Source organism: Embleya sp. NPDC008237 (assembly GCF_042956465.1).
Classification (GTDB): Bacteria; Actinomycetota; Actinomycetes; order Streptomycetales; family Streptomycetaceae; genus Embleya.
Genome location: NZ_JBIBGL010000007.1, coordinates 375,516 through 399,609, shown reverse-complemented (window position 1 = coordinate 399,609; position 24,094 = coordinate 375,516). Strand labels below are relative to the sequence as shown.

Here is a 24,094-nt window from a genome sequence, read left to right as displayed (position 1 = left end):
TCGGCGCGGAGCGGAGCGGCGCTGCCGGCGGGGTCCGGCGTCGGGTGTGCCCGGGTCGGGCACACCGGTCGGCCGAACCGGTGAACTCCGGCGGAGTCGTGCGTGTCCTCGCAAACGCGGTCCCGGACATGTGCAAGACACTCGGCATGGACACCACCTCTGCCACGTCGCGCCGTACGTTGCTGATGGGCGCCGCCGCCACCCTCGGTCTTCTCGCCACCGCCACCCCGTCCGCCCGCGCCGCCGACCGACAGCCCACCCCCCGCCCCGCCTTCGTCCAGGAACCGGTATGCGAGGTCAAGGCCGGACCGCAGCGCATCGCGGTGACCTTCGACGACGGACCCGATCCCGAGTACACCCCGCAGGTGTTGCGCATGTTGCGGAGATTCCGGGTGCGGGCGACGTTCTGCGTCGTGGGCACGGCAGTCGAGCGCCACCCCCGCCTGCTCCGCACGATCCACGACGAGGGCCACGCGATCGCCGGCCACTCGTGGTCGCACCCCGACCTGCAACAACTCTCGCCGACCGGCGTCGCGGAGGAGGTGGAACGCAACCTGACCGCGATCCACCGCGTCCTGCCGGACCTTCGGGTCGGCTGGTTCCGCGCACCGTACGGGCGCTGGTCGCCCGAGGTGATGGGTGCACTGAGCGCGAACGGCCTGCGGCCACTGGGCTGGTCGGTCGATCCCGTCGACTGGTCGCAACCCGGCACGGATGTGATCGTCGAGCGCGTCCTGGCCGCGACCACGACCGGCTCGATCATCCTCAATCACGACGCGGGCGGCGATCGCTCCCAAACCGTCGCCGCCCTCGAACAATGGCTCCCCCAGCTCCTGGCCGCCGGCTACCGCTTCGTCCAACCCACCTGACCCCCACCCCGCACCGTCGGCCGGCCGTGACGGCGGGCCGACGGCGCGGGCGGGGCGGCGGGCCGAGCGCGGGGGGCCGCCTCCGTCGCCGCGTCGGGCGGGCGCGGCGGGGGCGCGTTCAGGGGCGACCTGTGCTGGGCCTGTTCGGGCGGGCGTGGGTGAGGGTGCTCGGGTGCTTCGTGCACGTGTCGCAGCGGCCGGTCAGGGCCACGGCCGTCGGGTCGAGGGTGAAGCCCTGTTCGGCGGCCAGCCGGGCGGCGACCTCGTCCAGCAGGTCGCCCGGCGCGTGGCCGACCGTGCCGCAGTGGCGGCAGCGTACGAGTACGTGCGTGCCGCCCACCAGGTGGCCCGCCAGGTGGTAGGTGGCCGCGTCGTGGCGCAGCCGGGTGAAGGCGACCAGGTCGAGGCGTTCGAGGGCGTCCAACGCGCGGTAGATGGTGGTGCGATGCACGCCCGGCGCCGCTCGGGAGACCGCGGCGAAGATCGCGTCGGCGCTCAGGTGCTCGTCGGCGTCCGCGAGGACCCGAAGCACCGCGGTGCGCGCCACCGTGACCCGCTCGCCGTGCGCGCGGATCTGCCGCACCGCCTCGGCGACCGGGTCGGGGGTGGGGTGCTGTACACCGTCGTCCATATGCAACAGTGTCGCATCTGGCCGGTCGGCAACCCGACATGGGGTGACAGGCCGGGCATACCGATACGAGGCGACGAGGCACGGCGAAGGACGGTGGGCGCGGTGGTGGTCCGGGAGCGCGACGACGCCTGCCCCGGAGTCGTGGACGCGTCACCGGCCGACGACGGCCTGATCGCGCGCGTACGCCTCCCGGGCGGGCGGCTCACCCCCGATCGGCTTACCGAACTGGCCCGTCTGACAAGGCGATTCGGTACCGGGTCGGTGGACCTGACGGCACGCGCGAACATCCAGCTGCGGGGCCTGGCCGAAGCCGACCTGCCCGCCCTCGCCGACGCCGTCGCCGCGGCCGGCCTGATGCCCTCGCGCAGCCACGACCGCGTACGCAACATCCTGGCGAGTCCACTGGCCGGCCGCGATCCGAACGCCCTGCTGGACGCCGACGCCGTACTCACCGCCGTCGACCACGCGTTGTGCGCGGCCCCGGACCTGACCGCCCTCTCCGGCCGCTTCCTGATCGGCATCGACGACGGCGGACTCCCGATCGCCTCGGCCCGCCACGACCTGGACCTCGTCGCACTCGCCGAGCACACCTTCGCGCTGCACGTCGCCGGCCACGACACCACCTGGCGCTTCGACCCCACCGACGCCTCGGCGGCCATCGTCCACGCGGCCCGCGCGTTCCTGACCGCCCGCGCCAACTCCGGCGCCTGGCACATCCGCGAACTCCCCGACGGGGCCGCCCGGTTCGCCGCCACCCTCGCAGCCGCCCCGGCCCCGTTCGCAAGCTCCGAACCCGTCACAGGGGGCGCCCACGACCACGCAGCGGCCACCCCGAACGCCGCCCGACCGCGCCGACGCGCCGACGGCCGACCGCCGATCGGGGTACTCGCGCAATCCGACGGCCGCTTCGCCATCGGGGCCCTGGTACCACTCGGACGCCTGACGCAGCATCATCTGGCCGCCCTGGTCGGATTGCGGGCCGAGCTGCGGATCACCAGCGGCCGAGGCGTCGTGGTCCGTGACGTCACCGATCCCGCCGCGACCACGGCCGCCCTCGAAGCCGCCGGCCTGCCGTGCGACCCCGCTTCACCGTGGCGCGGCGTGACCGCGTGCAGCGGCCTGGGCGCGTGCCGCCGAGCGCTGGCCGACGTCCGCACCGAGGCCGGCCGCCACGCACTGGGCCGAGCCTCCCGACGGGCCGATCATCCGACCCCCGACCGGCCGGCCGTCGACGGCTCCCCAACCCTGGACGACGCACCCGATACGCACTGGGTCGGCTGCGCCCGCGCGTGCGGCAAGCCCGCCGGCGCGACGCTGCTGGTCGCCCGCGAGGACGGCACGTACGAAACCGTCCCGCCCGACCGCGCGCCCACACCGTCACCCGCGCCCTTGATCCGCCCGCCCGCACCGGGCGCATCCCGACCCTCCACCCCGGCATGACGGTCGACCGGCCCCCGCCCGGCAGGTCCATGGGTCACGAAGCTCCATACCCTCCCACCGGCCGCCCGGCCGACCGGGCATCGCGCGGCCGTGACCACAGCCCCGCGACCGCGGCCCACGGGCCGACAACGACAACCATCGCCACCCCATCGGGCAAATCGGGCAAAGGAGCAGCCGACGTGGACGACTGGATCAAGGACGGCGCCGAGATCTATCGGCGTTCGTTCGCGACCATCCGGGCCGAGGCCGATCTGGCCCGCTTCCCCGAGGACGTTTCGCGCGTCGTCGTTCGGATGATCCACGCGTGTGGCATGACCGACCTCCCCCGCGATGTCGGCTTCCACCCCGAGGTGGCCCGGGCCGGGGCCGAGGCATTGCGTGCCGGTGCGCCGATCCTGTGCGACGCCAACATGGTCGCGTCCGGAGTGACGCGCAAGCGGTTGCCCAAGGACAACGACGTGCGTTGCCTGCTCACCGACCCGCGTACGCCGGGCCTGGCCGCCGAACAGGGCACCACCCGCAGCGCCGCCGCCGTGGACCTGTGGGTCGACGACCTGGCCGGTGCCGTGGTCGCGGTCGGAAACGCACCCACCGCGCTGTTTCGACTGCTCGAACTGATCGATCAGGGCGCTCCGCACCCCGCCGCGATCATCGGAATCCCGGTCGGCTTCATCGGCGCGGCCGAGTCCAAGCAGGCCCTGGCCGACCATCCCGCCGGCATCCCCTACCTCGTCGTGCACGGCCGCCGCGGTGGCAGCGCGATGACCGCCGCCGCACTGAACGCACTGGCGAGCGAACAAGAATAGGCACCGACGACCGAGGACCCGGGTCCGGACCCGAACACCCGGGCTCGGTGAGCCCCGAGTCCCGTGCCCCCGGGCCCACGCCCGAGTTTCGACGAACCCGACCCGCGTACGCCGCCGCCCACACCACCCCCACCCCCAGGAGCACAGCGTGACCACCACCGGCCGCCTGTACGGCATCGGCCTCGGCCCGGGCGACCCCGAGCTGATCACCCTCAAGGCGCATCGCCTGATCACCTCGGCGGACGTGGTCGCCTATCCGGTCAAGAAGGGTGCGCGCGGCGTCGCGATCACCATCGCCGAGCCGTATCTGAGCGACACTCAGGTCCGCCTCCCGCTCGAATACCCGGTGACCACCGAGAGCACCGATCACCCGGGCGGGTACGACGGCGCGCTCGCCGACTACTACGACTCGACCGCCGCCGAGATCGCCGCGCATCTGGACGCCGGTCGCGATGTCGCGGTGTTGTGCGAGGGCGACCCGTTCTTCTACGGCTCGTACATGTACTGGCACGAACGCCTCGCCGACCGCTACCCGGTCGAGGTCGTCCCCGGGGTGACCTCGGTCAGCGGTGCCGCCGCGGTGCTGGGCCGACCGCTCGTGCAGCACGACGAGGTACTCACGATCCTGCCCGGTACGCTCCCGCCCGACGTGCTCGCGGCCCGGCTGCGGACCACCGACTCGGCCGCGGTGATCAAGCTCGGCAAGCGGCATTTCCCGGCCGTACGCGGTGCGTTCGAGCAGGCCGGGCTGGCCGATCGCACGTGGTACGTGGAGCGCGCGACCACCGATCGGCAACAGGTGCGCCCGCTCGCCGACGTAGTCCCCGAGGAGGTCCCGTACTTCTCCCTCGTGATCACCCCATCGGCCTCCCCCGGCGGGGAGTTCGCGACCAACCGCACGCCGCGTGAGCCCGAGCCGGCGTACGTGGTGCCCGAACCCACCGGCGAGCTCGGCTCGATCGACGTGGTCGGGCTCGGGCCGGCCGGTCCGGAATGGCTGACCCCCGACGCGCACGCCGCGCTCGCCGCGGCGGACCACGTGGTCGGCTACGGCCCGTACGTGGACCGAGTCCAGCCCCGGCCCGGCCAGAAGCGGCATCGCACCGACAACCGGGTCGAGGCCGAACGTGCCCGCCACGCCATCGGGTTGGCCGAGGCGGGTGGCCGGGTCGCGGTGGTGTCCTCCGGTGACGCGGGCGTGTTCGCGATGGCGTCCGCCGTGCTGGAGGCCGCGCACGAGACGGCGACCGAGGTCCCGGTCCGGGTGGTCGCCGGGCTGTCCGCGATGCAGGCCGTGGCGTCTCGTGCGGGGGCGCCGCTGGGCCACGACTTCTGCGTGATCAGCCTGTCCGCGATCCTCAAGCCGTGGGACGTGATCGAGCGTCGGCTGACCGCCGCCGCCGAGGCGGACCTCGCGGTCGCGATCTACAACCCGGCCTCCAAGACCCGGCGCACCCAGGTCGCCGACGCCCGCGATCTGTTCCTCAAGCACCGCGCCCCGGACACCCCGGTCGTGGTGGGCCGTGACGTCGGCGGCCCGACCGAGGCCGTACACGTGGTCCGGTTGGCCGACCTGGACCCGGAGGTGGTCGACATGCGTACGCTGCTGATCATCGGCTCGTCGCAGACCCGCACCTACCGCCGGCCGGACGGCAGCACCGGCGTGTACACGCCGCGGCGCTACCCGGCCTGACCCGCCGGGGGACCCGTGTGCACGATCCTCCTTCGGGTCGGGCCGACCCGTCCGGCACGCGGCGCGAGCGATGCGCGACCGCGTCCCGCGTCGGCGCCCGGCGCGACCGGCCCACGAGCAGGTCCGGAGCCGGCGCCCGGCACGACCGCCCCGCGACCCGGTGCAGGTGCCAAGATCGACCGGCGGCGGCCGTGTGTCACAGTGAGGAGCGTGCGCGACTCACGTTCCGGCCGCCGCGGCCGACCCGGTCAGGACCCACCGCGCGGCGGCTGCCGTGTCGGTGACCTGCTCCGGCGCGTGCACCTCGGGACGGCGGATCAGCACCACCGGCAGGCCCAGCTCGCGGGCGGCGGTGAGCTTGGCCGCGGTGAGGGCACCGCCGCTGTCCTTGGTCACGATCGCGTCGATGCGCCGGTCGCGCAGCAGCGCGATCTCGTTCTCGACCGTGAACGGGCCTCTGGACAACAGCACTTCGCAGGCCCGCGGCAGAGCGCCGGTGGGCGGCTCGACGCTGCGCAGCAGGAACCACAGGTCGTCCAGGTGTGCGTACGGCGCGGTCTCCAGCCGACCCGTGGTCAGGAACACCCGCCGGGCCAGACCGGGCAACACCCGCGCGGCCTCGTCCGCGGAGTCGACCGGATACCAGCGGTCACCCGGTACGGCGGTCCACCCCGGCCGTTGCAGGCGCAGCAGCGGGACGTCCGCCTCGGCACACGCCGCGACCGCGTTCGCCGAGATCCGGGCCGCGAACGGATGGGTGGCGTCGACCACCGCCACCGCGGCCCTGGCCCGCAACCACGCGACCAGACCGGGCACGCCGCCGAAACCGCCCACACGGGTCTCGCCGACCGGCAACACGGGCGCGCCGGTGCGCCCGGCCAGCGACGACACGACCCGCAGCCCCGGTACCTCGACCAACCGCGCGGCCAGCACGCGAGCCTCGGCGGTACCTCCCAGCAGCAGCACCACGCGGCCGGCGTCGCCGAAGGCGTCCGGGCCGGGCGGGTCGAGCGGACCGCTCGCGCGGATCGGGCCGGGCGTGCCGACCGCGTCCACCGCACCGTGTGTGCCTCCCGAGGCCGTGTCCGCCGGCCCGGCGCTCGTCGGCGGCCCGCCGGGCGCGTCAGTGCGTGTTTCCTTCGATCCGCTCACGATTGGCTCCTCGACCGATGAACCGCCCCGATCGCCTGCGCCGAGGCTGGACCACCGGGGCATGTGCGACCGCCGCGACGACCGCCGCCTACCAGGCCCTGTTGACCGGCGAGTTCCCCGACCCGGTGACGGTATGGCTGCCCGGCGGCCAGACACCCGCGTTCGCGCTCGCCGTCGAGGAACTCACGACGACGAAGCCCACGGCCGACCGGCCCGAGGCCGAGGCACCCGTGACCGGTGAGCCGGCGATCGACGAGCCCACAACCGACGATCCCGCGGCCGAAGCACCGTCCATCGAGCACCCCGCCGCCCACGACCGCGCACCCCGAGCGGCGATGGCCGGTGTGGTCAAGGACGCCGGCGACGACCCGGATGTCACGCACGGTGCGCTGATCCGGGCCACCGTGCGGCACGCGGCGCCCGGTACCGGCGTGACCTTCCGGGCCGGCCCCGGGGTCGGCACGGTGACCCTGCCCGGCCTGCCGCTCGCGGTCGGCGAGCCCGCCGTCAACCCCGTCCCGCGCAAGCTGATCCGGGAAGCGGTGGCCCGGGTGGCCGCCGCGCACGGGGGCACCGGCGACGTCACCGTCGAGTTGTCCGTGGACGACGGCGCCCGGATCGCCGAACAGACCTGGAATCCGCGCCTGGGCATCCTGGGCGGCCTGTCCATCCTGGGCACCACGGGCATCGTCATCCCGTACTCGTGCTCGGCCTGGATCGACTCGATCCGCCGCGGCATCGACGTCGCGTTGGCCACCGGCGAGACGCACGTGCTCGGTGCGACCGGCACCACCTCGGAGCGGGTGGGCGCCGAGGTGTACGGGCTGTCCGGCACCGCGCTGTTGGACATGGGCGACTTCGCCGGCGCGCTGCTCAAGTACCTGCGTCGGCACCCGATCCCGCGGCTGACCATCGCCGGCGGCTTCGCCAAGCTCTCCAAGCTCGCCGACGGTCATCTCGACCTGCACTCGGGCCGCTCGCAGGTGAACCTGGACGCGCTCGCCGACCGGGCCACGGCGGTCGGCGGCGATGCCGAGTCGGCGGCGCGGATCCGCGCCGCGAACACCGCCCTGCACGCGCTCGAACTGGCCCGCGCAGCCGGCATCCCGCTCGGCGACGCCGTCGCGGAAGCCGCCCGCGACGCCGCCCGGGCCCTGCTGCACGGCAGCGAACTCCCGATCACCGTCGACGTGATCGCGATCAACCGCACGGGCACCATCGTCGGCCGCGCCGCGCCGGCCTAGGCGGAACCCGGCCACCCGGCTCGACTCCGAAACGAGCGGCGGCCCAGGTCTCGACGCAAGCCACGACCGGAGTCTCGGCCCAGGCTCCGGCCCAAGCCCCGATCCGAGTCCCGACCCGCCCCCCGGTCCCACCGCAACCCGACCGGGCCTCGCCCGGCTCACCCCACCGGCCTCGGCTCGGTGCGATCGCGGATCTCGCTGTACAGGTGGCTGTCGCAGAAGCCCGGTTCGCCCAGTACGCGGCCGACCATGATGATCGCCACCGCCTTGATCCCGTTGTCACGCACCAGGGACACCAGGTCGGCCAGTTCGCCGCGCACGATCAATTCGTCCGGGCGGGATGCGCGCGCGACCACCGCGACCGGGCAGTCCGCGCCGTACAGCGGGGTCAACTCGGCCACCACCCGCTCCACTTGCCCCACCGCCAGGTGCAGCACCAGCAATGCGCCGGACCGCCCCAGCGTGGCCAGGTCCTCGCCCGGCGGCATCGCCGTCGCGTTGCCGGCCACTCGGGTCAGGATCACCGTCTGTCCCACCGTGGGCAGCGTCAGCTCACGGCCCATCGCCGCCGCGGCGGCAGCGAACGCCGGTACGCCCGGGGTGATGTCCCACGGAATGCCGAGCGCGTCGAGCCGGCGCTGCTGCTCGGCCACCGCGCTGAAGAACGAGGTGTCCCCCGACTGGAGCCGGGCCACGTCGTGCCCCGCCGCGTGTGCGGCGCGCAGTTCCTCAACGATCTGGTCCAGGTTCAGTTCGGCGGTGTCCACGAGACGGGCTCCGGGCGGTGCCGCGTCGACCAGTTCGCGCGGCACGAGCGCGCCCGCGTACAGGCACACCGGCGAGGCGGCGATGATCCGCAGCCCGCGCACCGTGATCAAATCGGCCGCGCCGGGGCCGGCGCCGATGAAGTGGACGGTCATGGGCTGGACTGCTCCTCGTCGGAGGTGGACATGTCTGGGGTGGACACGGACGCAGGCTTCACGGCCAGCCACTGGGTGACCGGCATCGCCGGCCGCCACCCGGTGAACCGGCCCACCGGCGCGGACCGGGTGACCTGGATGCGGGTCAACTCCCCGCCGTACACGGCGCGATGCCGCACCAACTCGGCCTCGGTCTCGGCGACGACGGCATTGGCCACCAACCGGCCGCCCGGACGCAGTGCGGCCCAGCAGCGCTCCACCACGCCGGGCACGGTCAACCCGCCGCCGATGAAGATCGCGTCCGGGGTCGGGCCGAAGAGCACATCCGGCGCCCGGCCGACCACGATCCGCAGGTCCGGTACGCCGAGCCCGATCGCGTTCGCCGCCGCCCGTTCGGCCCGATCCGCGCGGGTCTCGAAGCCGACGGCCCGGCAGGTCGGGTGCGTCCGCATCCACTCGATCCCGATGCTGCCGCTGCCCGCGCCCACGTCCCACAACAGCTCGCCCGGTCGCGGTCCGAGCGCGGCCAACGTCACCGCGCGGATCTCGCGCTTGGTCAACTGGCCGTCGTGCGCGTAGACATCGTCCGGCAGGCCGGCCAGCCGGCTCAGCCCCGGACCCGCCGCGCACCGCACGGCCACCACGTTCAGATCCGCGAATCGCCGCTCGGGGGACGCCGCGAGCGCATCGGCGCTGCCCCGCCACACCGACTCGGCCGGACCACCCAGGTGCTCCAGCACGGTGACCGTGCTCGTCCCGAAGCCGCGTTCGCGCAGCAGCACGGCCGCACGCCCCGGCGTCAGCCCGTCCGCACTCAGCACCAATACCCGTGCGTCGGTGGCGAGTTCGGCCGCCAGGGTGTCGAGCGGTCGGCCCACCGCACTGATCACCGTGACGGTCTGCACCGCCCAGCCCAGCCGGGCGCAGGCCAACGAGACCGACGAGGAAACCGGCAGCACGGTGACCCGCTCCGCGCCCAACCCGCGCACCAGCGTTGCCCCGACGCCGTAGAACATCGGGTCCCCGCTGGCCAGCACGCACACCTTCCGGGACCCGGCCAGGTCGGCGACGAAGGCCGCCGAGAACGGCGACGGCCACCGGACCCGCTCGGCCGACGCGTCCGCCACCATGGCCAAGTGCCGTTCGCCGCCGACCAACACGTCGGCGGCGCGCACCGATGCCCGCGCCGCCTCGGAGAGTCCCGCCCAGCCGTCGTCCCCGATCCCGACCACGACTACCGAGCCGACACCCGAAGACCCCGACCCCGGCTCCGACGCCGGACCGGGGCCGGGACCGGGCTCGTCGACCCCGGCCCCGGCCCCGGAAGCCCGCTCAGCCATCCCCGGCGTCCTCGCCGCCTTCGAGATCGCCCTCGACGTCCAGGTACACCTCGCGCAGCCCGTCCAGCGTGGCCGCCTCCGGCTTCTCCCACATGCCCCGGTCGGCGGCTTCGAGCAGTCGCTCGGCGATTCCGCGCAGCGCCCACGGGTTGGACGTGCGCATGAATTCCCGGTTGGTCTCGTCCAGGACGTATTCGCCCGCGAGCTTCTCGTACATCCAGTCCGCCACCACGCCGGTGGTGGCGTCGTAGCCGAACAGGTAGTCCACCGTGGCGGCCAGTTCGAACGCGCCCTTGTAGCCGTGCCTGCGCATCGCCTCGATCCAGCGCGGGTTGACCACCCGGGCGCGGAAGACCCGGGCGGTCTCCTGCTGGAGCGTCCTGGTGCGGACCGCGTCCGGCATGGTCGAGTCGCCGATGTAGGCCGCCGGCGCGGTGCCGGTGAGCGAGCGCACGGCGGCGACCATGCCGCCGTGGTACTGGAAGTAGTCGTCCGAGTCGGCGATGTCGTGCTCGCGCGTGTCGGTGTTCTTGGCCGCGACCGCGATCCTGCGGTACGCGTCCTCCATGTCCTCGCGCGCGAACACCCCGTCCAGGCCCCGGCCGTAGGCGTAGCCGCCCCAGGTCGCGTACACCTCGGCCAGGTCCGCGTCGTCGCGCCACGTGCGCGCGTCGATCAGCGGCAGCAGCCCCGCGCCGTACGCGCCGGGCCGGGAGCCGAACACGCGCGTGGTCGCCCGGCGGGCGTCGCCGTGTCGGGCGGTGTCCGCGCGCACGTGCGCCCGGACGTAGTTGTCCTCGTCCGGCTCGGCCAACTCCGCGACCAGCCGCACCGCGTCGTCGAGCAGCAGCACCACGTGTGGGAAGGCGTCCCGGAAGAAGCCGGAGATGCGCACCGTGACGTCCACCCGCGGCCGGCCCAGCTCGGCGAGCGAAATCGCCTCGATCCCGGTCACCCGGCGCGACGCGTCGTCCCACAGCGGGCGCACGCCCAGCAGCGCCAGCACCTCGGCGATGTCGTCGCCGCTGGTGCGCATCGCGCTGGTGCCCCACACCGAAAGGCCCACCGAGCGCGGCCAGTCGCCGTCGTTGTCCGCGCGGTAGCGGGCCAACAGCGAGTCGGCGAGCGCCTGTCCGGTCTCCCAGGCCAACCGGCTCGGGATCGCCTTCGGGTCCACGGTGTAGAAGTTGCGGCCGGTCGGCAGCACGTTGACCAGTCCGCGCAGCGGCGAACCGCTGGGCCCGGCCGCGACGTAGCCGCCCTCCAGCGCGTGCAGCACCGCGCCGATCTCGTCCCCGGTGCGGTCCAGCCGCGGCACGATCTCGGTCGCGGCGAACGCCAACACGTCGGCGACCGCCGCCGATTCGGCGCCCAGTACCCGGTGCGTGACGGCCGGCGCCCGGGTCGGGTCCCACCCGGCCGCCTCCATCGCCGCCACCAGGCGATGCGCGCGGTCCTCGGCGTCGTCGGTCTCGGTGCGCGAGGCGCTGCCGCCCTCGACCAGGCCGAGCGATTCGCGCAGCCCCGGCAGCGCGGCGGCCTTGCCGCCCCACACCTGGCGCGCCCGCAACATCGCGGTGACCAGGTTGATCCGGCCCTCCCCGGTGGGCGCGCTGCCCAGGATGTGCAGGCCCTCGCGGATCTGCGCGTCCTTGACCTCGCACAACCACCCGTCCAGGTGCAGGATCAGGTCGTCGAACTCGGCCTCGTGCGGCCGGTCGGTGATGCCCAGGTCGTGGTCGAGCCTGGTGGCCTGGATCAGTGTCCAGATCTGCGCCTGCAGCGCCGGGCCCTTGGCCGGGTCGAGCGCCTGCACGTTGGCGTACTCGTCGAGCAGTTGCTCCAGCCGGGTCAGGTCGCCGTACGTCTCGGCCCGCGCCATCGGCGGCACCAGGTGGTCCACGATGATCGCGTGCGCGCGCCGCTTGGCCTGGGCGCCCTCGCCCGGGTCGTTCACCAGGAACGGGTAGATCAGCGGCAGGTCGCCGAGCACCGCGTCCGGGCCGCATTCCGCGGACAGGCCCAGGTTCTTGCCCGGCAGCCACTCCAACGTGCCGTGCTTGCCCAGGTGGACGAGCGCGTGCGCGCCGAACCCGCCCGGTCCGGCGGGTGCGTCCAGCCACCAGTAGGCGGCCAGGTAGTGGTGACTCGGCGGCAGGTCCGGGTCGTGGTAGATGGCCACCGGGTTCTCGCCGAAGCCGCGCGGCGGCTGGATGATCAGGATCACGTTGCCCGCGCGCAGCGCCGCGAGCACGATCTCGCCCTCGGGGTCGCGCGAGTGATCCACGTACAGCTCGCCGGGCGGCGGGCCCCAGTGTTCCTCGATGTTCGCGCGCAGCCCCAGCGGCAGCCTGGCGTAGCGCTCGCGGTAGTCGGCCGCCGAGATGCGGACCGGGTTGCCTTCGAGCTGACCCTCCGTCAACCACTCCGGGTCCTGGCCGCCCGCCGCGATCAGCGCGTGGATCAGCTTGTCGCCGTCCGGCGGTTCGAGCCCGGGCAGCGCGTCGGCGCCGTCGAGGGCGCCGACGTCGTAGCCGGCCGCGCGCATCGCGCGCAGCAGCGCGACCGCCGACGCCGGGGTGTCCAGGCCGACCGCGTTGCCGATCCGGGAGTGCTTGGTCGGGTATGCGGACAAGACCACGCCGATCTTGCGCTCGCCGACCGGAATGTGCCGAAGTCGGGCGTGCCGTACCGCGATCCCGGCCACCCGTGCGGCCCGCTCGGGGTCGGCGGCGTAGTGGGTGAGCCCGTCGGTGCCGGTCTCCTTGAACGAGAACGGCACCGTGATCAGCCGGCCGTCGAACTCGGGCACCGCGACCTGGGTGGCCGCGTCCAGCGGCGACAGGCCCGCGTCGCCGGCCTCCCATTCGGCCCGGCTGGTGGTCAGGTTCAGCGCCTGGAGGATGGTGATGTCCAGGCCGGCGAGCGCGCCCACGTCCCACTGCTCGTCGTCGCCGCCGGCGGAGACCTCGGCGGGCTTGGCCCCGCCCGCACCGCCCGCCGCGAGCACGGTCACCAGCAGCGCGTCGAGTTCGCCGAGCGCCGCGAACAACGACTCGTCCGCACCGCGCAGCGACGCGCACCAGATCGGTACGGGCCGGCCGCCCGCGTCCTCGATCGCCGCGCACAGGTCGTCCACGAACGCGGTGTTCCCGGCGAGGTGGTGGGCGCGGTAGTAGAGCACGCCCACGGCCGGGCCGTCGATCTCGCGCGCCGAACGGTCCAGGCGGCCCCAGGAGGGCACCTCGACGGGCGGTTCGAAGCCGTGTCCGGTGAGCAGCAGCGTGTCGGAGAGGAAGCGGTACAGCTGGGTCAGGTTGGCCGGGCCGCCCTGGGCGAGGTAGGCGTGTGCCTGGGCGCTCACTCCGGCGGGTACGGTCGCCAGTTCCATCAGCGCGGCGTCGGCGGTGAGTTCGCCGCTGAGCACGACGACCGGGCGCGGGCCGGCCAGCAGCGCGTCCAGGCCCGCCTCCCACGCGCGGCGCCCGCCGAGCAGGCGCACCACGACCAGGTCGGTGCCGTCCAGGAGCGCGGGCAGGTCGGCGACCTCGACGCGGGCCGGGTTGGCCAGGCGCCATTCGCCCTCGCTCGCCTTGGCGCTGAGCAGGTCGGTGTCGGATGTCGACAGGAGCAGAATCACCGGGCGCCTCCGCCGATGCCGGCGTGGCGAGCCACGAGGTGGATGTCGCGGTCGAACGCGCCGCGGCGGCGCGCGGGGGTGTCGCTGAGGTGGGTATGGCAGTCGAAGCTGCGTACGCAAGAACGCCGGCAGGACGAAATCGTCACCTGGAGCGCCTCTCCGGGGTCCTCGCCCCATCGGACTCGGGGTGAGACGCGCAGTTCCTGACTCCCGGTCACGTCGTGGCCGTCGAATGACGACGTACGGCGGAGCCGGTCACAGTGGCGGGACCGTCCCGGGATCGCACCGGGTTCCTGCCACGCCCTCCCCGCGCCGGTAGGGCCGGCGCGGGGCCAGCATCGCTCAGTGGCCCGCCTTGACGCAACATGCCCGGATCGGCGTCGGCACCGGTGGTGACACATGTCACCGCGGAAACCGGCCTACGGCCCGATCCGGGCCCGGGCGCCGTCGGTCAGCGGCTCGCGCGCACCCGGTCCACGAACGCGCCGAACTCGGCGGCGACCTCGTCGGCGGTCCATTCCAGCGCGGGATCGGCGACGGTGATCTCGGTGTACGACAGGCCCGGCGGGCCCGGCTCGGTCCACCCGCCGGCCAGCCACACGCCGCGCTCGGCGGCGTGCTCGAATCCGACCCGGGTGAGCAGTTCGGCCGGGTGCGGCAGCCACATCTGGAACTGGTGGGTGTGCGGGACGGCCGGGTGCACGATCGCCCCGGGCACCCGGGTCAGGCCGGCCGCCACGGTCGGGGCGTGCGCGACGTAGGTGGCCAGCCGCGGCAGCGTCTCGTCCAGCGCCGCGAGCGCCTCCAGTGCCATCGGCCAGTTCTGGAACGGCCGCCCGCCGTAGCGGTGGCGCCAGGCGTGCGCCTCCTCGATCAGTTCGGCGCCGCCCGCCAGGGCCGCACCGGCGCTCGCCCCCAGGCCCTTGTAGTAGGAGACGTAGACCGAGTCGAACAGGTCGACGATCTCGGTGAGCCCGCGCCCGAAATGGGTGGTGCTCTCCCACAACCGCGCACCGTCCAGGTGCAGCGCGGCGTCGCGGTCCCGGGCGGCCTGCACCGTCGCGAGCAGTTCGTCCCACGAGGGCAGCACGAACCCGTGGTCGCGCAGCGGGAGTTCGTAGAAGAGCGTGCCGAATGGCTCACCGGCGGTGCCGATGTCCTCGGCGGTGATCTGACCGGGGCCCTGGGTGAGCGGCAGTGGCCGCAGCCCGGACAGGACCGACACCGCGTCGCGCTCGTAGGTCAGCGGATGCGCCCTGGGGTGGATGCCGACCACGTTCGAACCGGTCGCGCCGGCGTGGCACCGCAGCGCGACCTGCTGGGCCATCGTGCCGGTGGGGAACAGCAGCGCCGCCTCGGTGCCGAGCAGCTCGGCCGTGCGGGCCTCCAGACGGGCGACCGCGCCGCCGTCGCCGTACATGTCGGGCCATTCGTCCGGGTCGATCCGCTCCTGCGCGTATGCGGACAGCCGGGCCAGTCGTTCGGTGACCGTGGCGGGTCGTACTCCCGACAGGATCCGGTCGCATGCGCGGATCGCGCGCAGCCGGCCGGTGCGGTCGTCGTTTGCGAGGTATGCCATGCAGGCATCATCCACCGCGGGCCGGCGGGGGGAGCGAACGCAGGCACGGCCCGCACCGAATCGGTGCGGGCCGTGCCTGTCGATGATGTGTGCCGTCAGACGGTGATGTTCTCCGCCTGCGGGCCCTTCTGGCCCTGAACAGCGTCGTAGGAGACCTTCTGGCCCTCGACAAGCTCACGGTAGCCCTGCGACTGGATCGCCGAGTAGTGCGCGAAAACATCCGGGCCGCCGTCGTCCGCCTGGATGAAGCCGAAGCCCTTTTCCGCGTTGAACCACTTCACGGTTCCAGTAGCCATACAAATCTCCTTCGTGGTGCCAAATGGAAATGTGCACATGCACAAGTCCAAGTCGCAACAGCAATCCATTTTTCACATGAACCCGGTTCGACATAAACAAAAAGCGCCCGACGGTCACGACCGTAAGGCGCTCACAAAATTCATGGGAACCACTACTGCAACTGCCTCGAGGCTAGCACGGAAAAGTCGCCGATCCGGGGACCCGGGAAAATATTTCTTCCCGCGGCACCCCGACGACCCCGCCGATCGCTCCTGCGGCCGCCGCGCCCCGAGCCCCCCGGCCCGGGCGGGCAGGCCGATCGTTCACGTCGGCTCGATGCCCAGTTCGGCCAGGATCGCCGCCGTGTGCTCGCCTGCCGCCGGGATCGCGCCCATCGCCGCCTCGCGTCCGGTCACCGTGACCGGCGGCAGCAGCGCACGCAGCGGACCGACGGGCGAGTCGATCGTCCGCAATCGGTCCCGGGCGGCGTGTTGCGGGTGCTCGGCGAACTCGGCGACGGTGCGCATCCGGGCGTTGGCGATGCCGACCTCGTCCAGGCTCGCCACGATCTCGGCGGCGGTGCGGTCCGCGAAGACCGCCTCGATCAGCTCGGTGAGCCGCTCGTTGCCGGCCACCCGCAGCGAATTGGTCCGAAATCTCGGGTCCTCGACCAGGTCCGGCCGACCCAACACCCGCTCGCACAACGCGGCCCACTCGCGGTCGTTCTGCACCCCGACGAACACCTGGCCGCCGTCGCCGGCGCGATACGGGCCGTACGGCGCGATCGCCGCGTGCCGGGCGCCGGTGCGCGGCGGCGGCGTACCGCCGTAGGTCGCGAAGTAGTACGGGAAACCCATCCACTCGCCGAGCGCATCCAGCATGGACACCTCGAACGCGCTGCCCTCGCCGGTGACTCGGCGCTCGTACAGGGCGGTCAGCATGCCGGTGAAGGCGTACATCGCGGCGGCGATGTCGGCGATCGGAATACCCGCCTTGGCGGGCGCGTCGGGCGTGCCGGTGACCGACAACAACCCGGCCTCGCACTGCACGAGCAGGTCGTACGCCTTCTTGTCGCGGTAGGGACCGGAAGTCCCATAACCCGATATTCCACAGACGATCAGCCGCGGAAATCTGGCCCGCAAATCCGCCGCGCCCAGGCCCAGCCGATCCGCCGCGCCGGGCGCCAGGTTCTGCACGAACACGTCCGCGCGGGCGAGCAGCCGGTCCAGGATTTCCGCCGACCGCTCGTCCTTGAGGTCGAGCGCGAGGCTTTCCTTGCCCCGGTTGGCCCAGACGAAATGGCTCGACAATCCCTCGACGGTTTCGTCGTACGCCCGGGCGAAATCGCCCGCACCGGGTCGCTCGATCTTGATCACGCGTGCGCCGAGATCGGCCAGTTGCCGGGTCGCGTACGGCGCCGCGATGGCCTGTTCCAGGGAGACGACGGTGACGCCCGCGAGAGGTAGGAGCACGCGTCCATCCTGGCAGAGCGTCAGGAGGGGGACGAGGCGTCGGGGGGAGGTCCGGCCGACCCTTCGGCGCGTGCCGAAGCATGGCCGGCCGATGATGACGGCATGGACTCGATCGCACGCGCCACCGACCCGGATTCGGTCCCGCGACTCGCGGCCCTGGCCGCGCTCCTCGCCGACGAGACGCGCGCGGCGGTCTGCCTGGCCCTGCTGGATCGGCGTGCCTGGACCGGCGGCGAGCTGGCCCGGCACTGCCGGGTCGCGCCGTCCACGATCAGCGAGCACCTGACCAGGCTGGTCGAGGGCGGTCTGCTGGTCCAGGAGCGGCAGGGCCGACATCGCTACGTCCGGCTGGCCGACGCGGGGGTGGCCCGGATGGTCGAGGACCTGGCCGCCTACGCGACGCCCGCCACCCCCCGACCGGCGAACTCGCTGCGCGCGCACTCGGCCGGCGCGGCCCTGGCCAGGGGCCGCACCTGCTACGACCACCTGGCCGGCCGACTCGGCGTGGCCGTCACCGACGCGCTCACGGCCCGCGACCTGCTCCGCCAGGACGCCGGCTTCGCGCTCACCGACACCGGCATCGACTGGCTCACCGACCTGGGCGCCGACCTGACCACGTCGCGCAAACGCCCGTTGGCCCGCCCGTGCCTGGACTGGACCGAACGCCGCCACCACCTCGCGGGCACGGCCGGCGCCGAACTGTGCCGGCTGTTCCGCGACCGTGGCTGGACGGAGCGGGTCGGCACGGGCCGCGCGGTCCGCGTCACCGACCTGGGGCGCGCCGAACTGGGGAGGTTGTTGGGGATGCGGGAGGCGGAGTTCGAGGTGGCGTGACCGAGCCGGCCCCGGACGGCGACGTGGTCGGCGCGAACGCCGTCGGGCGGCTCGCTGCGGCTCGTCGGTCAGTCGCCGGACGGGGACCGCAGTCGCAACCGATGCAGCAGGCGGCGGGCCCGAGAGCGCCCGGGTCGAGGCGAAGCCGGTGCGTTCGGCGAGTGGTGCGGGCCGGCATCGGACCCCACGTCGGGCTCCGCGTCGGCTTCGGCCCCGGGTGACCACACCGGCCGTAGCCACCGCCCGGCCCCGGGCGTCGCATCCGCGCCGGGTCGGTCGCGGCCGGGGAACACCGGCGTCGGGAGCTTGCGGAACCAGGCCAGGTCGGCGGCGTCGTAGTCGGCCACGCCGAGACCGGTGCCCGAGGGCGCGTCGCGGGGTGTGGTCGTCCGCAGCTCCCACTCGCTGCCCTGCCCGAAGATCCGGACCGGCACTCCGCGCGCCCAGAGTTCGACGCCGAGCCGAAACCGCACACAGGGGCGTCTCGGTCCCAGCCAGTGGCGGGGAGCCCGCCGGACCCCGTACTCCCCGCACTTCACGCTGAATGCGGCCCCCGAAACCCACACCACCTCCAACACCGAGGTCTCGCTCGGATGCGTGATCGGCAGGATCGCCGCGAGGTCGCCGGTGCCGTGCAGCACGAAGGTGCCCGCCGACAGATCGGGCCGAATCGGCGTCGTCGGTTCGATGTCGATCGACCAGGGCCCGCTCGCGGTGACCACCATCATTCGCGGCCCGACCACTTGGAACTCCCCCGACTGCCAAGGGCGTTCCGAATGACGGTCGATCCCCTGCCACGCCCCGCTGTCGGTCGCCGTCGACGGCGGCACCAACCGCACGTCGACCGGACCACCCGACGGCGCACCGCTGAGCCTGCCCACCCCGAGCGGCCCGGTGTACCGGAGCACCTCGTTGCCGAAGCCCTCGACCGAACCATCGAACTCCCGTGCCGCATCCGGGTTCTTGAGCTGCAACGTCCACGCGCCGGCGCACCGGACGCGCACGACCGTCAGCTCCCGCCGGCCCTCGTCCGAGGTCAGGATGCTCGCATCGGAGCCCTCGGGAGGTCCGTTGTACACACACGTACGGGCCGGCCCACCCGGCCGATCGATCCGCCACAGGCGCAGGCGTTCGCCCGGCGCGCTCTCGATCTGCATCAGCGCCACCTGGCCCGGCACCGGCACGTCGAGGACCACGTCGGCGTCGCCGACGCCCCGATGGGTGAAGGGCGTGTCGTCCTGCCCGTGCCCCCGAAGCGGCTCGGGGAGCGCGCTGTTGCCCGGGCCTGGTTCGTACATCGTCCGACGATCCCACGTAGGCGCGAGTCGGGTAAACCGGAGCCCCGGTTTCCCGAACCGACCGCCGCGGGCCCGGGCCCCGTCCGGCGCTCGGGCCGGGTTGCGCGCCGCGGTCGATCCTGCACCGGACAGTTGCCGAGTAGCGCCGGTACCGCGCCGGCTCGGATGCCGGTACTTCCACGGTCACCGGGGCCGCCCGCACCGCTCCCGCCGCCGGTTCACGAACTCTGTGTCGGCGATCCGCCGTCGGCGGGAAGGCGGCGGAAGGCCCGTGACACGCCGGGGACTTCGCCGATGCCGGCCGGGATCCGGGTGAATGCCGCGCGGTAGCCGCTGGGGGTCAGGCCGGTGCGGCGCACGAGGTGTTTGCGCAGCGAGTCGGTGGTGCCGATGCCGCTGTGGTGGGCGACCAGTTCCATCGACAGATCGGTCGTCTCCAGCAACTCCCGGGCGCGGTCCACCCGTTGGTGGAGCAGCCATTGCAGCGGGCTGAGGCTGGTCTCGGCGTGGAAGCGTCGGGTCAGGGTGCGCACGCTGGTGTTCGCGTGCGCGGCGAGGTCGGCCAGGGTGAGGGGTTCGTCGAGTCGGGCCAGCGCCCAGGCGCGGGTGTCGGCGAGCGATACGCCGCTTTCCGGGGGCAGCGGCGAATCGATGAACTGGGCCTGGCCGCCCGGGCGTACCGGTGCCGCGACGACCAGACGCGCGACGATGTTGGCGGTGGCCGCGCCGTAGTCGGTCCGGATCAGGTGCAGGCACAGGTCGATCCCGGCGGACAGGCCGGCGGAGGTCAGGATCGGCCCGTCCTCGACGTACAGCACGTCCGGCCGCAGGTCCACGGCCGGGAAGCGGCGGCGGAACTCCTCGGTCATCGTCCAGTACGTGGTGGCCGCGCGCCCGTCCAGCAGGCCCGCCTGCGCCAACACGAACGCGCCGGTGCAGATCGAGGCCACCCGCTTTCCCGCCGCGGCGGCGGTACGCAGCGCGGCCAGGATGCGCGGGTCCGCGTCCGCCCGAGCGCCGGTACCGGTGACGATCACCGTGTCGGCGTCGTCCATCGCGTCCAGGCCGTGCGGCACCACGATGTCCAGGCTGCCGGTGCCGACCACGGCGCCGGGCTCGGCGGTGCACACCCGGACCCGGTAGCCGGCCACCCCGTCGACCACGTCGACCGCGCCGAGCACCAGTTCCGGGATGGACAGGTCGAACGTGGTCACCGGCGGCACGGCCACCACGGCTATTCGATGCATGGCCCGAACCTCCGGATGTTTGGCATTCCGGCCACTACCGTACGACCGGGCGCGGACGGGAGGGTGATCACGTCCCTTCGGACGCCCTTCCTCCCCATCTCCCCTTCCTGGAGCGAACATGTCCTCCTCCGTCTTCCACGTCGTGGTCGGTGCCGGCGCCACCGGTTCGGCCACCGCACTGCTGCTCGCCGAGTCCGGCGAGCGGGTCCGGATCGTCACCCGCCGCGGCACCGGCCCCGAGCATCCGCTGATCGAACGCATCGCCGCCGACGCGAACGACGCCGCCCGTCTGGTCGAACTCACGCAGGGAGCAAGGACGTTGTTCAACTGCGCGATGCCCGCCTACGACCGCTGGCCCATCGATTGGCCGCCGCTGGCCGCGGCGCTGCTCACGGCGGCGGAGCGGACGGGGACGAGCTATGTGATGCTCGGCAACGTGTACGGCTACGGCCCGGTGGACGGGCCGATGACCGAGGACCTGCCGATGGCGCCGACCACCGTCAAGGGCCGCGTGCGGGCGGCGATGTGGACGCAGGCGCTCGCCGCGCACGACGCGGGGCGGGCCCGGGTCACCGAGGTCCGCGCGAGCGACTTCGTGGGCGCGGATGCGGCCTCGCTGTACAACTTCCTGGTCGTCCCGCACGTACTCGCCGGCACCCCCGCCGCACTCCCCGGCGACCCGGACGCACCGCGGAGTTGGTCCTACATCGGCGACGTGGCCCGCACGCTGGTTGCGGCGGCACGCTCCACCGAGACGTGGGGCCGGGCGTGGCACGTACCCTCGTCGACCGGTTCCACCCGCGCCGTCACCGCCCGCCTCGCCGAACTCACCGGCTCGCCGGTTCCACGACTGACCCGGATGACGGCCGAGGAGGTGCGCACGATCGGCCGGGAGAATTCGATCATGGCCGAGGTCGAGGAGATGCTCTACCTCTCCGAAGGCGGCTCCACCCTCGACGCGACGTTCACCACGAAGACCCTGGACGTGGTGGCCACGCCCTTGGACACCGCATTGGCGGAGTTCGCGGTGCCACGCGGGTAGGACGTCGGCGCACGCACGGCGATCCACGACGCGCGGGCTCGCCGTGCCGCACGCGGGTGGGGCGGCGTCGGAGGGGCACGCGCCGTATCGCGGCCGGCGAGCCGCCGCAGCCGGCCCGGTTGCCCGTTGTTCGTCGCGGTCGTCCCCATCGGCCCCGTCGTCGGCCCGGTCCGGCTCCCCGGCGCCGGCCGCGGCGCACACGGTGGCCCGTCGGGGTCCGGCCGCGGGCCCCGACGTGCCATCTTTGATCCACGGCGAACGGCGCGACGGAAGGACCCCGCGATGAGCACGGTGGATCGGCACGGGCTCGAAGTGTCCGGGATGGGCCCGGAGGCGATCCGGCACTACGAACGTGCGCTCGACGCGCTGCTGTTCTTCCGGCCGGAGGTGAGTACAGAGGTCGAGGCGATGCTCTCGGCCGACCCGGGTGCACCGATGGCCAACGTGTTCGCGGCCTATCTCGGCCTGCTGGGCACCGAGTCGGTCGACGCCGCCGCCGCGCGTGCGCGCCACGCCGCCTTCGTGCCCACCCCGACCAGGGTCGGCGCCCGCGAGGTGGCGCACATGCGGGCCGCGGATGCGTGGTTGGCGGGCGACATCCACCTGGCCGGCGACATCCTGCACGAGGTGGTCGTGGCGTATCCCCGGGACGCGCTCGCGCTGTCGGTCGGCCATCAGATCGACTTCCTCACCGGTGACGCCCTCCGACTGCGCGACCGGGTCGGCGGCGTACTGAGCGCGTGGGATCGGGACGACCCGCACTACGGGCCGGTGCTGGGCATGGCCGCGTTCGGCCTGGAGGAGGCCGGCCACTACGCGCGCTCCGAACAGGCCGGGCTGGCCGCCGTGGCGGCGAATCCGCGCGATGTGTGGGCGATCCACGCGGTGGTGCACACGTACGAGATGCAGGGCCGGTTCGCCGAGGGCATCCGCTTCCTCGACGCCCGCACCGCCGACTGGACGAGCGGCAACTACCTGAACGTGCACAACTGGTGGCACTACGGCCTGTTCTCGATCGAGGCCGGCGCGATCGACCGCGCGCTGGCCGTCCACGACGCGGTGCTGCACCACGACAAGTCCGCCGGCCTGGCCATGGAACTCCTGGACGCCTCGGCCCTGTTGTGGCGCATCCACCTCGCGGGCAACCCGCAGGTGGAGCGCTGGAATCGGGTCGCCGACGCGTGGGCGGCCCGGGCGGACGGCCCGTACTACGCGTTCAACGACACCCACGCCGTGATGGCCTACCTCGGCGCCGGCCGGATCGCCGCCGCGCAGGCGGTGGTCCGTGACCGCGAGACCTGGCTCGCCGAGCCGCATCCGCGCGTGGCCAACCACACGATGACCGCGGAGGTCGGCCTGCCGGTCTGCCGGGCGCTGGTGGCCTTCGAGCAGGGACGGTACGCAGACACCGTCGACATCCTCCTCCCGATCCGGCACCGCCTGAACACGTTCGGCGGCAGCCACGCCCAGCGCGACGCGATCCAGCAGACCCTGGTCGAGGCCGCGCTGCGGGCCGACCGGCACGACCTGGCCCGGACACTGCTGAGCGAACGGATCAACGTGCGCCCGACCAGCCCGTACAACTGGCTCGGCCGCGCTCGCCTGGCCGACGCCCTGGGCCGGCCGGCGGAGGCTGCCGACGCCCGCGAGCGCGCCGCCGAACACACCGCCGCGATCACCGTCGCCTGGGGCCGCTGACCGGCCCGACGGCCGGCGGACTGATCGCGGCGCAGTACCCGGCCCCGCCGCGGGTCGGCCGAGAGCGCCCGCGTCGCATGCGCGAGAATTGCGCACTCGTCACGGGCCGGGCCGAGCGACCCGCGACGACATCGACCGCATCGGCGACACGGGAGAGTGGCACACATGGGTGAGTCCCGGGCAACCGGCTCCGGAGCGCGACGCCGGATTCCGGACGATCCGGGACTGGCGGCGGCGGCAGCCCGGAGCCCGGGCGGGTCGGTCGCCGAGATCGACCCGGCGTTCGCCGACGATCCCAACGGCTACGTCCCCGGTGAGGCGATCCGCGGCGCGTGGGTGGTCGGCCCGGACGGACTGCTGACCGGCGAGTACCGGGAGAACCCGCGGCACGGGCCGCCACAGGACGACTTCGCCAAGCTGGTCGAGGACGACGCGTGGTTCGGTTGGCTCGGCGACGACCCGGCCGGCGCGATCCGCGAGTCGGTCACCGAGTGCTTCGAGGACCAGGCCCCCGGCGCGGTCCTGACCTGGATGAAGATCCTCGAACCGCCGCGCTGCGCCACCACCGGCCGACCGGCCCCGGACGACGAGCGGTACCTGATCCCCACCCGCGCCGGCGTGTCCGTCTGGTTCGCCGCCCAGATCGCCGCGCCGGACCGGGACCGGGCCACCGTGTGCGGCATCTTCACGTGGGTCGCGATCCACCTCGACACGCCCGCCGACCGCCGCGACCGGATCTGGCTCGACCTGGACGCCGACCTCGATTGGGCGGAGCAGCAGCTGCCGCCTCGGATGTACGGCCTGGACGCGGAGGCGGCCGACGCCGGTCCGGGCGAGGGCGACGCCTCGGGCGAGGACGAGGCCGGCGCCGAAGGTGCCCCGAGCACCTGAGCCTCGGCCGGCGCGGGCGGCC

The 24,094-nt window shown here is 73.5% G+C and carries 19 protein-coding genes and 1 riboswitch; of the genes, 9 read left to right on the top strand and 10 right to left on the bottom strand.

Annotated elements, in window-relative coordinates:
- Positions 1–146: 146 nt before the first annotated feature.
- A complete protein-coding gene (locus tag ACFZBU_RS20695; protein ID WP_391585075.1) occupies positions 147–869 on the top strand; it encodes a polysaccharide deacetylase family protein in 723 nt (240 codons plus the stop codon).
- A 118-nt stretch (positions 870–987) separates the two neighbouring features.
- Here ACFZBU_RS20695 and ACFZBU_RS20690 read toward each other — a convergent pair whose 3' ends face one another.
- Positions 988–1,500 (bottom strand): Fur family transcriptional regulator, encoded by a 513-nt coding sequence (locus ACFZBU_RS20690; RefSeq protein WP_391585074.1) that lies wholly within the window; start codon positions 1,498–1,500, stop codon positions 988–990.
- Between the two features lie 102 nt (positions 1,501–1,602).
- Between ACFZBU_RS20690 and cobG the strand changes: the two genes are divergently transcribed.
- The 3 genes from cobG (at position 1,603) to ACFZBU_RS20675 (ending at position 5,439) form a co-directional block, all read left to right on the top strand.
- Entirely contained in the window at positions 1,603–2,940 is a 1,338-nt protein-coding gene (cobG, locus tag ACFZBU_RS20685; protein WP_391585073.1) for a precorrin-3B synthase, read from the top strand.
- A 179-nt stretch (positions 2,941–3,119) separates the two neighbouring features.
- On the top strand, positions 3,120–3,746 hold the full coding sequence (locus ACFZBU_RS20680; RefSeq protein ID WP_391585072.1) for a precorrin-8X methylmutase: 627 nt from the start codon (positions 3,120–3,122) through the stop codon (positions 3,744–3,746).
- Between the two features lie 148 nt (positions 3,747–3,894).
- Positions 3,895–5,439: a precorrin-2 C(20)-methyltransferase gene (locus tag ACFZBU_RS20675; protein ID WP_391585071.1), complete on the top strand. Its 1,545-nt coding sequence runs from the start codon at positions 3,895–3,897 to the stop codon at positions 5,437–5,439.
- A 219-nt stretch (positions 5,440–5,658) separates the two neighbouring features.
- On the opposite strand, the gene ACFZBU_RS20670 is transcribed toward ACFZBU_RS20675, so the two are convergent.
- Complete coding sequence (locus tag ACFZBU_RS20670; RefSeq protein ID WP_391585149.1) at positions 5,659–6,408, bottom strand: cobalt-precorrin-6A reductase; 750 nt, start codon at positions 6,406–6,408, stop codon at positions 5,659–5,661.
- A 200-nt stretch (positions 6,409–6,608) separates the two neighbouring features.
- On the opposite strand from ACFZBU_RS20670, the gene ACFZBU_RS20665 reads away from it, so the two are divergent.
- Positions 6,609–7,835: a cobalt-precorrin-5B (C(1))-methyltransferase gene (locus tag ACFZBU_RS20665; RefSeq protein ID WP_391585070.1), complete on the top strand. Its 1,227-nt coding sequence runs from the start codon at positions 6,609–6,611 to the stop codon at positions 7,833–7,835.
- 158 nt (positions 7,836–7,993) lie between these two features.
- Here ACFZBU_RS20665 and cobM read toward each other — a convergent pair whose 3' ends face one another.
- The 6 genes from cobM to ACFZBU_RS20635 all read right to left on the bottom strand — a co-directional run bounded on the left by cobM (position 7,994) and on the right by ACFZBU_RS20635 (position 17,062).
- A complete protein-coding gene (cobM, locus tag ACFZBU_RS20660) occupies positions 7,994–8,755 on the bottom strand; it encodes a precorrin-4 C(11)-methyltransferase (protein ID WP_391585069.1) in 762 nt (253 codons plus the stop codon).
- Complete coding sequence (gene cbiE / locus ACFZBU_RS20655) at positions 8,752–9,987, bottom strand: precorrin-6y C5,15-methyltransferase (decarboxylating) subunit CbiE (protein WP_391585068.1); 1,236 nt, start codon at positions 9,985–9,987, stop codon at positions 8,752–8,754. Before cbiE ends, cobM begins: the two co-directional genes overlap by 4 nt.
- Positions 9,988–10,087: 100 nt before the next feature.
- A complete protein-coding gene (gene cobN, locus ACFZBU_RS20650) occupies positions 10,088–13,735 on the bottom strand; it encodes a cobaltochelatase subunit CobN (RefSeq protein ID WP_391585067.1) in 3,648 nt (1,215 codons plus the stop codon).
- A gap of 197 nt (positions 13,736–13,932) precedes the next feature.
- Positions 13,933–14,031, bottom strand: a riboswitch (cobalamin riboswitch).
- 155 nt (positions 14,032–14,186) lie between these two features.
- Positions 14,187–15,314, bottom strand: coding sequence for a threonine aldolase family protein (locus ACFZBU_RS20645; protein WP_391585066.1), 1,128 nt, complete (start codon positions 15,312–15,314; stop codon positions 14,187–14,189).
- 95 nt (positions 15,315–15,409) lie between these two features.
- Positions 15,410–15,610 (bottom strand): cold-shock protein, encoded by a 201-nt coding sequence (locus tag ACFZBU_RS20640; protein WP_026218153.1) that lies wholly within the window; start codon positions 15,608–15,610, stop codon positions 15,410–15,412.
- 303 nt (positions 15,611–15,913) lie between these two features.
- Positions 15,914–17,062, bottom strand: a complete 1,149-nt coding sequence (locus ACFZBU_RS20635) for a CaiB/BaiF CoA transferase family protein (protein WP_391585065.1) — start codon at positions 17,060–17,062, stop codon at positions 15,914–15,916.
- A gap of 102 nt (positions 17,063–17,164) precedes the next feature.
- On the opposite strand from ACFZBU_RS20635, the gene ACFZBU_RS20630 reads away from it, so the two are divergent.
- Complete coding sequence (locus ACFZBU_RS20630) at positions 17,165–17,896, top strand: ArsR/SmtB family transcription factor (protein ID WP_391585064.1); 732 nt, start codon at positions 17,165–17,167, stop codon at positions 17,894–17,896.
- A 68-nt stretch (positions 17,897–17,964) separates the two neighbouring features.
- On the opposite strand, the gene ACFZBU_RS20625 is transcribed toward ACFZBU_RS20630, so the two are convergent.
- Together ACFZBU_RS20625 and ACFZBU_RS20620 are read right to left on the bottom strand one after the other, a co-directional pair.
- On the bottom strand, positions 17,965–19,194 hold the full coding sequence (locus tag ACFZBU_RS20625) for a hypothetical protein (protein WP_391585063.1): 1,230 nt from the start codon (positions 19,192–19,194) through the stop codon (positions 17,965–17,967).
- 218 nt (positions 19,195–19,412) lie between these two features.
- A complete protein-coding gene (locus ACFZBU_RS20620) occupies positions 19,413–20,441 on the bottom strand; it encodes a GlxA family transcriptional regulator (RefSeq protein WP_391585062.1) in 1,029 nt (342 codons plus the stop codon).
- Positions 20,442–20,559: 118 nt separating this feature from the next.
- Between ACFZBU_RS20620 and ACFZBU_RS20615 the strand changes: the two genes are divergently transcribed.
- The 3 genes from ACFZBU_RS20615 to ACFZBU_RS20605 all read left to right on the top strand — a co-directional run bounded on the left by ACFZBU_RS20615 (position 20,560) and on the right by ACFZBU_RS20605 (position 24,072).
- On the top strand, positions 20,560–21,483 hold the full coding sequence (locus ACFZBU_RS20615) for an NAD-dependent epimerase/dehydratase family protein (RefSeq protein ID WP_391585061.1): 924 nt from the start codon (positions 20,560–20,562) through the stop codon (positions 21,481–21,483).
- A 282-nt stretch (positions 21,484–21,765) separates the two neighbouring features.
- Positions 21,766–23,181: a tetratricopeptide repeat protein gene (locus ACFZBU_RS20610; RefSeq protein WP_391585060.1), complete on the top strand. Its 1,416-nt coding sequence runs from the start codon at positions 21,766–21,768 to the stop codon at positions 23,179–23,181.
- A 165-nt stretch (positions 23,182–23,346) separates the two neighbouring features.
- The gene (locus ACFZBU_RS20605; protein WP_391585059.1) at positions 23,347–24,072 is read left to right on the top strand and encodes a hypothetical protein; all 726 of its coding nucleotides are present in this window, start codon (positions 23,347–23,349) and stop codon (positions 24,070–24,072) included.
- Positions 24,073–24,094 lie beyond the last annotated feature (22 nt).